Consider the following 12539-nt stretch of genomic DNA (forward strand, 5'->3'; position numbering starts at 1 on the left):
AAATCATTTTAAATAAAATAACTGGATCTATAGCAGGGCGTCCGTTATCGGCGCAGTAAAGCGGTCGAACGATTTCATCGATAAAAGAAAAATCGATATATTTGTCCACCTTACGAAGCAAGTGGTCTTCGGGGACCAAGTCTTCTATGGAAACAAATTCGTAGGATTGTTGTCTTTCTCGATTGGAACGTAACATTCAACACACCATCCGTTCTATAAATAGTTACCTATATTATACAACATTAACGCGGTGTCGTCTTAAATAATTAGGGCATAAAGAAGGCTGTCGAGACTTTCTCGACAGCCTGAAGTAGATCTTCAATTGTATTGAAGATCTACTTTGTTATCTAACCATTGCGTTTAAGCTCAAAATATACGAATTGTTCACGAAGTTCCGTGTCTCTTTCAAAACCTAACCGCTCCATTAGAGTTATCGACCTAGCATTCTCAGGTTCAACAGTAGCGTCGATAGTAGTTAGCCCCATTGAAGAACCTCCGTACATAAGCCCTTGTCCCCAGTAAGCTTTGGATAAATCAAATCCTATCTCAGCAGTAAACTCTTCATCCTCTCTTCTTAAATAGTGATACCCGCATGTACCGATGAGTTCATCCGTCCCTTTATCGAACATGCCCCATCTGCAGCCCAAATCATCGATATGGAACTGAATGATTTCTTCTGCCTCTTTTAGGTCTTTACAGGGATCGATATCCATATATCTAGTAACTTCTTCATCTGAGAAATGTCTATGTACTGCTTCTGCATCCACTAGATTTAAAATTCGAAGATTGATTCTTTCTGTGTGTAATGGTGGATACTCGAGTCTTTGATTGGTCAACTTGACACCTTCCGTTTCTGATACTGATATTATCTTTATTTGGAATAACTTCATGTTAATCGTAGTCCTTTACTAAGGCAATAAGTTTAATTATTGCATACAAGGCACACATAATCACCGCAGTACCAGCGAATATAAGAATAGTCTCCACTTGGACTCTATCAGCTAGAGGACCGGTGCGATTCCTTTTGTTCGTCGCATGTGCCGAATAAAGCATGAACAATTATCGAATTGATGAACCCACTTCGCATGAACATCTCTTTTCATATACGAAGTGCAGACACGGCAGCTGGAGTCCGGAAACATTTTACGGTCCCGAATTCTCTCTTCTAAACTTAATTCATTCCATATAACAATTTAGAGAAGATCAAGTTTTTCGCATAAGTATTGAAGATATACATCAGTCTGCGGCCAATCAAAAAATTGTCTATTAGTCGTACCTTCTGAATCTCCATCGACACGCATATGGACAAGCTTGATTTTTTCTTTGGGAATATGATAATCGTGAAGGCTACAAGCGCCGTCGCGACAATATCTACCCTACCCGATACATTGACATGAACTTCAACATATTCATGTAACGAGGGCATCTCTGAATGCAACACAGCAAGTACTTACTCAGCTGCTCGACTATATCAACCATATCCACTTTATCTCCTCCAATAGGTACAAAAAAGCCATGGAGACGATAGACAGCAAACAGGTGTCTATCGTCTCCATGGCAAAATAAGCCCTAATGTTTATGAACTGGGTGTGTCCCAGTACAACTCCAACTCTGTCGAATCACTAACGACAAGAGAAAATTTGATTAATCATAACATAATATATTTACCACATTTACAGTTTTTCATCAAAAAACTGCAAATTTACAACAGAAAAATAATTTTATAGATTGAGTTTCTAAAACTATAACCATTTAAGACCTTTTTAGAATGTCTCAAATATTATTCTCACTTTTCTTTACTTAAAAGATCAGCTAGCTCTACCGCATTCTTATCTTTTAAATCCAGCATCTTTTCGCTATTACTATTTTTAATCAGAAATCCATTTTTGGCCTTAAGATCCATATAAAGGCTGAAATCGACAATTTCAGAATCAGCGTAAGTAACAGTCATTCGATAGGATGGTGGACCCACATCTACAGCCCCGCGTACTTTTTTAACAGTTCTTATAGCGTCTTCGAAGATGCGAATGCTTTCACTGTCAGTGTAAGTGATTTCCGTTGTTTCGGACACAAGACTAACGCTAACAATCTCTTGAATCGGTTTGACTAATACAAAAACTAAAATCAATAAAATTATCAGTGAAATTGAAATGATGCTAATTTTTTTCATAACTACCTCCTTACTGAAGAAAGATGGAGACTCATCATTCAGTCTCCATAATAAATTTATAACTCATTTGAGTATGTGTTGGCAATTTCATTAAGTAAATTATCCCTAACATTATTATCTCGTGTTATAAAAGTTCCTAGTTTATTAGTAGTTGCAGAATTCACCACATCTTAGAGTAAAGGTTCCTTCGTTTCTATTTACTATTTGATACTGTCCTTGTGAATCCTTCTTTAAAAATAATATATATTCTAATCCTTTTTGAGTTTCTTTATATCCATCATTTATCATCTTTATTTTTTGTGCTCCAGATTCAACTAAACCATTTGATTCAATGACTTCTAAATTTCCTCCTATGTTTGACGAATCTCCTGCTAATACTTTTTTAATACTAAGATTATTTAAAGTGTAATAATCTTGTAGATCGCCTGTATCGTAAAAAGTTGTTATATGTTTTCTATTTTCAAAATCATCTGTTGGTGATGCAATAACTACGAGGTCTGAATAATTTGATAATTCCGATAATGTGCCATAGCTTTCATATTGCGTTTCAACGTTAATCTCATTTTGATTAGAAGTATCTGTGTTTAAGGAAGCCATTAATGCAGGTCCTCCATAGAGGGATCTTAACTCACTGAGATATTGGGATCATAAGCTGAAATCACCTGAATAGGTGTCATCGTCTCATCTTCCCAAGTTAAATCTTGCTCGAAATAACCCACTTTAACTTGTTCTGCGAACTGAAACCTACCGGTAATCCCTTGGATCTCTCCAACCAACGTCTTTAGTAAAGTTGATTTCCCGATTCCGTTGAACCCCGTAATCACGAGCTTTTGTCCACTGCGAATGGAGAACTTCAATTTAGGCAACAAGGGTTTATCATAACCAACCACTAAATGATCCACTTTAAGCGCTACTTGAGACATGCACAGAAGCTCCTTAAAGCGAATAGACGCTTTTGAGATAAATGTCGGAGCAGCGATTCGTTCCATCCTATCCAGCTGTTTCTGGCGACCACGGGCAATTTTCGAATTAACACCTGCACCGTTTTTTCGAATGAATTGCTCAGTAGTTTCAATTTTTTCTGCTGTGCATGATATTGCCGGATATGGCTCTCTCGTAAATGTTCCTTCTGCACAAAATCTGAGTATTTCCCATGGTATTTTTTAATCGTTTCTCCCTCAATGTCGCAAATACTAGTGGATATTTTATCGAGAAAGGCATAATTGTGAGACACCACAATGAACGCTTGATTGAATGCAATCAGATATTCAGCGAGCCAGTTAACATGTTCCTTATCCAGATAATTGGTTGGTTCATCGAGTAATAACACATCAGGTTGTTCAAGTAAAAGCTTGGCCAGAATGACTTTCGTCCGCTGCCCCCCGCGGTCGATTCCAATCGCGTTAATCCCAAGACCCGTTTCCATCTTACTGATGTAGCTCTCCATCGAATAATAGTCTAGCGCTTCTAATCGTTCCTGATAATCTGCTGCCTTTTGCAATAACATCTCATTGCCAGTTACAGTGCACTCCTCATAAAGCTCATTCATTTTTCGTTCCAGTTCATATAATTCTGAGAAAGCTTGTCTTAAATAATTATGAACCGTACGGTTTCCATCCATGACAGCATATTGATCGAGATGACCGATTGTAATATTGGGGTGCCACTTTATCATTCCATCATCCGGAATCACTTCGCCCGTCAAGATGCTAATGAACGTACTCTTCCCCGTTTTCTGTCCAACCACGCCTACATGCTCACCCTTGTACAATTCCATAGAAACATTCTTGTATAGAACCTTATCGCCAAAAGCATGTGATAAATTTGAAACCTCAAGTAACCTCATTTCCTATTCCTCTTTTCTGAAATTAGTGAAGAACGCAAAAAAAGCAGAAGACACTGCCCCCTTAGGTGCAAGCCTTCTGCTTGTCAGTACACGAATGAACGGCACAAACATATAAATGTCAGTGTAGAAACTGAGCAATATAACACAAAAGGCTGTAGACGAAAATTGTCTACAGCCTCTTAATCATTAACATCGAAAGATAGCATAACCAAATAAGCATGACATTTCACGCTAAATCGGACTCGCTATCATTCGATGATATAAAAGCAATACGCTTTTGATTAAGCTCCGGACAATGTTTCATCGTTTGTATCCGTTTGTTCGGAGCAGCCTCTGGTATATAACTTTACAGTTTCTACATTCTTGTCAACCAAGTGCGGTAAATGTTGTTATTTTTTGCGAGGTCGTTTTACACTACTTATCCTAGTCCCTTGAGGAATTGAAATGAACTGGCTCTTCGATACACCAATAAGCTGTGAAGTATAAATACTACTATGTCCGGAGAATAAATAACTCACCACACAAGCGATGAACATGTATACAGCACCCTCTGAACCAAATAGCTCTATCCCCATTAAAAAGCAAGCGATGGGCGTACTAGTAGCTCCACAGAAGACAGCAATGAATCCGAGAGCAGCCAGAAACGGTCCATATACATGTAAAATTCCAGCCAAAGCATTGCCTAATGTGGCTCCAATCGCAAATAGCGGAGTAACTTCACCACCCTGAAATCCTGTTCCTAAGGTAAAGGCGGTAAAGATCAGCTTCCACAAAAAAGCGAACGGTGAGACATCACCCTCAAATGAATCCTTGATTAAAGGGATACCGAGCCCCAGATAGTCGCGTGACCCTACAAGGAAAACCAAGGCAATGATAATCAAACCACCTACTGCACCTTTTATCATTGGATTGCTTATCATGGCGGTGAAGGTTCTTTTTAGAAAATGAGCCAGTTCACTGAAAAGCATACTCACGAGACCAAAAATTACAGAGGCCAATACCACTTTTAGAATAATCATTAAACTTAATGCTGGAAATTCATTCACTACATAGTGAGTATGATGAACGCCCCACAATCGAGTGGTGACCAGATCACCAACAAAGCTAGCCACAAAACATGGAAGTAATGCTTGTTGGCTAATAAGTCCAATGGTTACTACCTCTAGACCAAATAAGGTTCCAGCCAGCGGTGTTCCGAAAATAGAACCAAAGCCTCCGCTAATCCCGCACATTAACAGTATTTTGCGATCCAACGGGCTGATTTTGATTAATTTCCCAAACCACTCTGCGAGGCTTCCTCCCATTTGAACAGCTGTTCCCTCCCGTCCGGCAGATCCGCCAAACAAGTGAGTTACCAGTGTCCCGAACAATACTAGGGGTGCCATCCGTAAAGGAATGGTCTCGTTACCATCCTGAATTTGTTCAATAATAAGGTTATTTCCTTTAGCGCTGTTTTTTCCGTAACGCATATATAAGAAACTAACTAGTACACCTCCAAGGGGCAGCAAATAAAGCAGCCATGGATGCTCTAAACGTACATCTGTTACGTAGTCTAAGCTTTTTAGAAAGAAAGCAGAGGCAGTCCCCGATAAGAATCCAACCACACTTCCGAGTACAATCCATTTGATAAAGGTACTCCATAGTGCAAAATGACTTCTTTTCTTAGCGAATTCATACCATCGTGCTGACCATTGATTCATTGCGACAGCTCCCAAAGTCAGTATAAATCAGTCTCAGACACAAAACAGACTCCTACCAGTGAAGCTCACTCTGGTAGGAGTCATTAGTCTGAAGAGACGGTTGTGGCGAACTCCATCGCCTTGTTATATGTTATTCTTAGTCCTCAGAATCTACGTTATGATACACTTGTTGAACATCTTCTAAATCTTCTAAGGCATCAATCAATTTCTCGAATTGAGCTTGTGCATCTTCAGGAAGTGTTACATAGTTCTGTGGCAGCATGTTAAGCTCAGCAACAGTAAATTCGGTGACTCCTGCATTCTTGAATACTTCTTGCACAGCATGGAACTGATCAGGTTCAGCGTACACGATAACCGCTTCATCCTCTTCTAAAACATCACGTACATCAAGTTCTGCATCGAACATCATCTCAATCACTTCATCGGCAGTTTTACCTTCTACACCGATAACAGCTGTGGAGTCAAACATGTAGGCTACAGATCCGCTGACACCCATATTCCCGCCATTCTTACTGAATGTAGAACGGATCAAAGGTGCTGTACGATTAACGTTATTCGTAAGTGCATCGACAATGATCATCGAACCGTTAGGTCCAAATCCTTCGTAACGAAGCTCTTCATAATTCTCATCACCGCTGCCTTTGGCTTTATCCATCGCGCGGTCAATAATGGCTTTTGGTACATTGTAAGTTTTTGCACGTTCTAATACAACCTTCAAGGCCCGGTTTGCTTCTGGATCGGGTTCACCTTTCTTGGCTGCTACATAAATCTCAACACCAAACTTTGCATAGACGCGACTTGTGTTGGCGTCTTTGGAGGCTTTCTTTTCCTTAATATTATTCCACTTACGACCCATATTGTTCCCGCTCTCTTTCAACATGAATTAAAAACAATTGTTACTTATTATACCCTTGATTAATAGCTCTAGTAAAGTGCGCTGGTAGGTTAATCCTCTAAGCTGTCACAATACAGTCATGAAAAAGGCCCCTGAATCAATACGGAGCCTTCTAAAAACTTATTTTATTTATACCCAAACCTCTTGGGCGGTTTCAATTACGAGACGTATTTTATCCCACTGCTCTTCTTCGGTTAGGATATTTCCTTCCTCGGTGGAAGCAAACCCACATTGAGGACTTAAGCAAAGCTTCTCAATATCTACATATTGTGCCGCTTCTTCAATACGCGCTTTGAGCTGTTCTTTGCTCTCAAGACCACCATGTTTCGTAGTTACTAGTCCCAATACCACAAATTGATCTTTAATAAAACGTAAGGGCTCAAAATCGCCCGCCCGCTCATTATCATACTCCAAGAAAAAAGCATCCACTTTAGTATTCGAAAAAAGCTCTTCGGCCACAGGCTCATAACCACCAGCAGCGAACCAAGTGGAGCGGAAATTACCTCGGCATACGTGAAGCGCGATCGTCATATCATCTGGATGACTGGCAATGCTCTCATTAATCAGCCTAACGTAATCCTTAGCCAATTGATCTGGATCTGTACCTCTACTTCGTAAATGCGCTCGATGTCTACCACTACACAGCGTTCCCCAAGTTGTATCGTCTAACTGGAGGTAACGGCAGCCTGCATCATAGAACGCTTGGATTGCAGTTCTGTAAACAGCAATAATATCTTGGAATAGGGTTTCCTGATCCGGGTAAACTTCATTCCCGTTAAAATCCTCCACAAAGTGAAATAAAGCGGGTGAAGGGATCGTCATTTTCGGAATTCGGTCTCCGGCCATTTGTTTCAGAGCGATAAATTGGTCGATCATTGGATGATCTTCAAAGGCAATTCGGTCCACGATTCGAAAAGATTCCGCGCGCTGAGCCGCTTCCGCTCTTCCTTGATTTAAGTTAATCTTTTCTGTTCCTTTAATCCCTACAAAGAAATCGAGATGCCACCAGGAACGGCGAAATTCCCCATCTGTGACCGCCAATAAACCCACTTCATTTTGCAGGTCCAGTAGCTTGAAGATTTCAATATTCTCTATTTCATGAAGCTGACTGCCTGTGATTTCACCATTGTCATATTGGAGGCGGGCTGCTTTAATCTCATCCGTTCGTAAGAAGCTGCCAACGATATCGTAGCGAAAAGGTGGAGCATTTCTCTGGGTGCCAATTACGGGTCTAATCATACCGATCCTCCTACTGCTATAGTAAAAAATGATTTAGATCAAAATAACTTCCTGAAACCAGGTCATTCAAAATCTCGATATACTTAGATGCCATTACACTCGGTCTGCGATCTTTATGCGCTATCCAGCCAACCGTAAATACTTCATTGCTCTCAAAAGGAATCGTCTTCAGTCCATCTCCATTAAGATCAGATGCCAGAATCCCTGTGCCCACCGTGTAGCAATCCGTACCCATTAATAAATTGGTCAGAGTCGCTCGGTCATTCACCTTAATATTCTTCTCAATTTGTGAAAAACTTAACATTTCCTCCGAGAAGTGTAGTGAATTATTCTCACCCTGTTCAAAAGTGATATAGGGGAATGGCACAATATCATTCTGTGTAATGATTTCCTTATGAGCAAGCGGATGTCCGGTTCGAACATAAAGATGTGGATCGGTATTAAAGAGCGGTGTGAATTTCAGATTGCCATCACTAAACAGTTTATTCATATGCTTATAGTTACTCTCGTTAATATAAAGAATTCCCAGATCACTGCGCAAGGTACGTACATCTTCGATAATCTCGTAGGTTTGCGTCTCTCTCAAGCTAAAATTATATTCTGAGACATCATTGCGCTTCATGAGATTAACAAATGCGTCAACGACAAAGGCGTAGTGCTGCGTGGAGATGGAAAAATAAATCGGACTGCGCTTTTTCCCGGTATACCGATTCTCCATAAGTTCTGTCTGTTCAATGATTTGGCGGGCATAACCCAGGAATTCCATCCCCTCAGCGGAAATACTGATTCCACGGTTGGTTCGCTCAAAGATCGTAATCCCTAGTTCACTTTCTAATTCTTTAATGGCATTGGACAGGCTCGGTTGAGAGACAAAAAGCTTCTTTGCCGCCTCATTCATGGAGCCACTATTTGCAATTTCGATAGCATAGCGGAGCTGTTGCAATGTCACTCCTATTCCCCCTGTTCCAGACCTGCTAGTTCTACATTCTGTTTCTTGCTAGGTGATATCGTAGCATATTTTCATATGGCAATCCAAGATAATCCTTATCTTAATTACGTATTAAGAGTGCTTTAGCGTGTACGCTTCTTAGCAGCATCAATTTTGGAGGGGTCAAGTCCCTTCCAAATATTCGGCATATCGACTTGCTCAGGGTTCTCAAATACAAGAAAAGCCGTAGGTAAATATCGTTCCCCATATTGAGAGGATGGCTTGTTCATTATCTCGTTGTCTTTTACCAGCACGGTAGAAGAACCTCCATCCAAATTGGCAGCAATCACTGCTCCATGCTTAAGAAGGATTTGCTGCACATCGTATAAATTTGCCCCAATACTATAAGTAGGTTGTCTTCCATCAATAACAACAAATATAATCGCTCCGTCAGCTCGCTGGCCCATCGCTGTTCTTGGTGCAATTCCCCAACCTTCAGCCGCGTTCTTAATCAATCCTTTTCCATTGACGATTAAACGAGGGCTAAAAGTTACTGCCTCCTGAACACCCATTTTACTAATCTCGTCTAAAGTATAATTTCCAGCAACCATCTTCCCTTGTTTATCAAGACCTACGATTTGCGTGGATTCCTTGCCACCGAGACCGTTGTAATATAACTTACCTTGTGAGATCACAATACCGATAGGTTTAAAGCCGTTACCTTTCCAGTTGGGGTCAGCGAATCCACCACCGTTAACTCCAGCGATAGCACCTGTGCGCTTCACCATGCTAGTTACTTTCTCACCTGACCCTACCTTATCTGGAATTCCCAAACGGACTTTAGTAGGATCATTAACGATCATGACATATCCGGAATATCCAGTTCCTGATACATTTTCTATCTCGACTAGTGGTTTCTCTTTTACTTCTGGTTCAGGAGTGATGGTATGTGTGTCCTTTTCGACCCCCATCTCTTCAAATAGGGAGCTATATTCAGTCACTCTCTCCTTTAATCCGTCCTCGCCAATAATATATTTAGCCATGTAGCGGTGCTGTGTTGTAATCAGTGTATCAGCGATTGAATAGCGCAGATTTTTAGCCGAAGGTGCAAAGTAAAACCAGCCGCCTCCAGCAATCAACAAAATAAAGCAGAATAAAAATACTTTGGATAATGTACGAAAAAAGCCCCGTTTCTTACGTTTTTTTGTTGGTTTCTTTTTGCGTACAGTGGAACGTTGAGGTAATGATGAAGTGCTCACTTCTTTTTCCTCCCTGATTATTACGAAATATGAAAAAATTATCTAACCTTATCATAGACGATAAATTTTATGAAAAGTTTCTGTTAGGAGAATTACTTGTTGAACGTAAGTTTCTGAGCATACACAAAAATATCGCCGTACGATTCTCATCATACGGCGATTGTTAGTTCTCCATTATAATTTCGCCATTATTTGTGATCTCTTTATTCGCTGCAACACATAACAAATAAAGTATAGATTTATTCCCAGCAAAATAATCATAATCCCTGCTGACCATTCTAATGGATGCTTTACACCAAATGTAACCAGTAAAGAAGGTACCATCGTCAAGAAGCTTAGTGCTGAAGCAATATGTAATCCTTGTCGTGGCTTTTGCATTACCATGGATAATATTCCAGTTATAAAGATCATGAATATGCAAATCAGAAGATTATCAAAGATTAATATACTTTGTGCTGTTGACAACCAAATGAGGCTGGTTTCTTGCATGAGAACATATTGGATGAAGTTTGCTGTCAGCCAAGTAAACAATGACGATATTACCAGCATAACTAGTGAAATCAGGATTGCAATCATACTTTTCCCAATGAACATTGACTCTGTTCGTATTGGCGTTGACAATAAAGATTCAAAGGTCTTATATACTTTTTCTCCTCCAATCGAATATGAGATCATATTTACTGTTATTCGAGGCACACCTAGAGCCATAATGATGATTGGATAATAAAAGTTCAATTTGCCAAAATAAATATAGGCTAGCATCGTAAAGATGGCTGGTGCAACGATTAAGAAAAGCATGTTAAACCGAAATCGCTTTAAAGCTACGAAATATTTCCATTCATGATGAAGAACACTAAATATTTGTGATTTCATAAGAGACACCTACCTTTTCACTCCATAAAAATACGAACGATCCATTATCTTAACTTTTCTAAAGATAAAATAAGAGTTAAACCCCACTAAAATGACTAAAAAAACTGCAGATAGTAAATAAGTAGCCACCATCAAATGCTGAGTAAATAAAGTAAAAAGAATAACAATATAAATGTAAATCGGATAAAAAATTACGGTTAGCTTACGATTTGCCGTCTGGATATCATCAGAAGTAATGGATCTATTTACTCCTATTAAAGTGACGGTCAATAAAATCTGAATAAATAGAATCAACATACCTACCCATTCCCAAATATTTATTTGAAAATGCTCATCTGTGAAACTCTTCACTAATAGCATCAGAATGAATATGGATAAATAACAAACTCCACTGCTAACGATGCAATACATACATTTTCCATAAAATAGGCTTCTACTCTTAATTGGTGAGGATAATAATGTTTCTATCGTTTTCATTTCTTTCTCACCCGCAAAGCTGTTGGCTGTCCATTGCTTTAACAGAGTAAGTGGAAATAAGATTGACCCATTCAATAAAACAGTATCGTTCATTCGAAATAAAGGAGCAACGATCCCTATGAGAACTACAGCACATAAATGAAAGATCAGGGCGCCTTTATCCTTGAAATACTCTTTTATCTGCATCCTAAAGACGATTTCTATTTCATTCATTTGGTTTCTCACCATTTTCTACCTGCATATACAGCTTTTCGAGGTCAAATTCCTTAGTTTCAATATTCTTCACATCTATCTCTAATGAGGCTAACACTTTAATTAAATTCGAAATCGCAATATTTTCTGTTAGATCAACGATAATCGTGTTTTTTTGAACCTTGTATTCAATATTCACTTCAAGACTAGACAATGTCTTATGAAGACGTTCCAAATCAGCGGACAATTCTTGGTTGCAGCTAATACGGACTTTACTACTGGCTTGTTTTTTCAATGCTGCCATAGTGTTAGTATATACGTTTTTCCCAAGTCGCATTATTGTGATCTTATTACAGATCTTTTTTACTTCTTCTAAATTGTGTGTGGTCAAAATAATGGTGGTTCCGTGCTTCTGCGCTAAATCATACAGCATTACTCTTAAATGTTCGATGCTTACTGGATCTAGTCCATTCGTGGGTTCATCTAATAGAAGGATTTTGGGTTTGTGAAGTAAGGCTCTAGTTAAAGCAACCTTCTTCTTCATCCCTGTAGAAAAGCCCTTAACAGGTAAATGCTTCTTATCTAGTATTTCAAAATCACTCAACAGCTCGTCTATTCGTTTGTCGTAATCACTACGTTTCATACCATATATTTGAGCAAAATAACTCAAGTTATCATATACACTCAAAGGCTCATATAACCCTACGTCTTCTGATAAAACACCACACATTTTACGAACAGTGTCACCCTCTAGATTAGGATTACAACCAAATACAGATACTTCTCCTTCATCAGGCTCTAAAAGTCCTAATAAGAAACGAAGAGTAGTTGTTTTCCCAGCTCCATTATGTCCCAATAGGGCGTAAACATCTCCCGCCTGAATGGAAAGGTTTAATCCATTGATAGCATTTACACTCCCGAATGACTTTTTCACATCGTTCAGTTCAATTTTCCGCATCG

Annotated in this window: 13 protein-coding genes, 1 pseudogene and 1 riboswitch; all 14 genes and pseudogenes read right to left on the bottom strand. The window is 39.3% G+C overall.

Annotated elements, in window-relative coordinates; genetic code table 11:
- A partial coding sequence (locus L1028_RS18190; RefSeq protein ID WP_480248029.1) for a transposase occupies positions 1–196 on the bottom strand: 196 nt, incomplete at its 3' end.
- Between the two features lie 151 nt (positions 197–347).
- Positions 348–836 (bottom strand): GNAT family N-acetyltransferase, encoded by a 489-nt coding sequence (locus L1028_RS18195; protein WP_234536625.1) that lies wholly within the window; start codon positions 834–836, stop codon positions 348–350.
- A gap of 335 nt (positions 837–1171) precedes the next feature.
- Complete coding sequence (locus L1028_RS18200) at positions 1172–1426, bottom strand: hypothetical protein (RefSeq protein ID WP_234536628.1); 255 nt, start codon at positions 1424–1426, stop codon at positions 1172–1174.
- 360 nt (positions 1427–1786) lie between these two features.
- Positions 1787–2170 (bottom strand): YhfM domain-containing protein, encoded by a 384-nt coding sequence (locus L1028_RS18205; protein ID WP_234536630.1) that lies wholly within the window; start codon positions 2168–2170, stop codon positions 1787–1789.
- A gap of 144 nt (positions 2171–2314) precedes the next feature.
- Positions 2315–2767 (bottom strand): hypothetical protein, encoded by a 453-nt coding sequence (locus L1028_RS18210; protein WP_234536633.1) that lies wholly within the window; start codon positions 2765–2767, stop codon positions 2315–2317.
- Between the two features lie 32 nt (positions 2768–2799).
- Positions 2800–4016: pseudogene (locus L1028_RS18220) on the bottom strand (ABC-F family ATP-binding cassette domain-containing protein); the annotation flags it as partial.
- 389 nt (positions 4017–4405) lie between these two features.
- Positions 4406–5716 (bottom strand): voltage-gated chloride channel family protein, encoded by a 1311-nt coding sequence (locus L1028_RS18225; RefSeq protein WP_234536661.1) that lies wholly within the window; start codon positions 5714–5716, stop codon positions 4406–4408.
- Between the two features lie 67 nt (positions 5717–5783).
- A riboswitch (Fluoride riboswitch) is annotated at positions 5784–5845 on the bottom strand.
- Between the two features lie 7 nt (positions 5846–5852).
- Positions 5853–6572, bottom strand: a complete 720-nt coding sequence (locus L1028_RS18230) for a YebC/PmpR family DNA-binding transcriptional regulator (RefSeq protein ID WP_076285805.1) — start codon at positions 6570–6572, stop codon at positions 5853–5855.
- A gap of 168 nt (positions 6573–6740) precedes the next feature.
- Positions 6741–7850: a 5-methyltetrahydropteroyltriglutamate--homocysteine S-methyltransferase gene (locus L1028_RS18235; RefSeq protein WP_234536664.1), complete on the bottom strand. Its 1110-nt coding sequence runs from the start codon at positions 7848–7850 to the stop codon at positions 6741–6743.
- Positions 7851–7866: 16 nt separating this feature from the next.
- On the bottom strand, positions 7867–8799 hold the full coding sequence (locus L1028_RS18240; RefSeq protein WP_234536667.1) for a LysR family transcriptional regulator: 933 nt from the start codon (positions 8797–8799) through the stop codon (positions 7867–7869).
- A 122-nt stretch (positions 8800–8921) separates the two neighbouring features.
- Entirely contained in the window at positions 8922–10037 is a 1116-nt protein-coding gene (locus L1028_RS18245; RefSeq protein WP_234536670.1) for a phosphodiester glycosidase family protein, read from the bottom strand.
- A gap of 174 nt (positions 10038–10211) precedes the next feature.
- Positions 10212–10910, bottom strand: a complete 699-nt coding sequence (locus L1028_RS18250) for a hypothetical protein (RefSeq protein WP_234536673.1) — start codon at positions 10908–10910, stop codon at positions 10212–10214.
- A gap of 9 nt (positions 10911–10919) precedes the next feature.
- Positions 10920–11600 carry an ABC transporter permease subunit gene (locus L1028_RS18255; RefSeq protein ID WP_234536677.1) on the bottom strand — a complete coding sequence of 227 codons (681 nt, stop codon included), beginning with the start codon at positions 11598–11600 and terminating at the stop codon, positions 10920–10922.
- Positions 11593–12537, bottom strand: a complete 945-nt coding sequence (locus tag L1028_RS18260) for an ABC transporter ATP-binding protein (RefSeq protein WP_234536680.1) — start codon at positions 12535–12537, stop codon at positions 11593–11595. Before L1028_RS18260 ends, L1028_RS18255 begins: the two co-directional genes overlap by 8 nt.
- Positions 12538–12539 lie beyond the last annotated feature (2 nt).

The organism is Paenibacillus pseudetheri (assembly GCF_924513355.1).
GTDB lineage: Bacteria > Bacillota > Bacilli > Paenibacillales > Paenibacillaceae > Paenibacillus_AQ > Paenibacillus_AQ pseudetheri.

What these genes read in the sequence shown, in the direction of transcription:
- L1028_RS18200 (WP_234536628.1), bottom strand. Translation starts at nt 1,426, where the DNA reads ATGCCCTCGTTACATGAATATGTTGAAGTTCATGTCAATGTATCGGGT.
- L1028_RS18205 (WP_234536630.1), bottom strand. Translation starts at nt 2,170, where the DNA reads ATGAAAAAAATTAGCATCATTTCAATTTCACTGATAATTTTATTGATT.
- L1028_RS18210 (WP_234536633.1), bottom strand. Translation starts at nt 2,767, where the DNA reads ATGGCTTCCTTAAACACAGATACTTCTAATCAAAATGAGATTAACGTT.
- L1028_RS18225 (WP_234536661.1), bottom strand. Translation starts at nt 5,716, where the DNA reads ATGAATCAATGGTCAGCACGATGGTATGAATTCGCTAAGAAAAGAAGT.
- L1028_RS18230 (WP_076285805.1), bottom strand. Translation starts at nt 6,572, where the DNA reads ATGGGTCGTAAGTGGAATAATATTAAGGAAAAGAAAGCCTCCAAAGAC.
- L1028_RS18235 (WP_234536664.1), bottom strand. Translation starts at nt 7,850, where the DNA reads ATGATTAGACCCGTAATTGGCACCCAGAGAAATGCTCCACCTTTTCGC.
- L1028_RS18250 (WP_234536673.1), bottom strand. Translation starts at nt 10,910, where the DNA reads ATGAAATCACAAATATTTAGTGTTCTTCATCATGAATGGAAATATTTC.
- L1028_RS18255 (WP_234536677.1), bottom strand. Translation starts at nt 11,600, where the DNA reads ATGAATGAAATAGAAATCGTCTTTAGGATGCAGATAAAAGAGTATTTC.
- L1028_RS18260 (WP_234536680.1), bottom strand. Translation starts at nt 12,537, where the DNA reads ATGCGGAAAATTGAACTGAACGATGTGAAAAAGTCATTCGGGAGTGTA.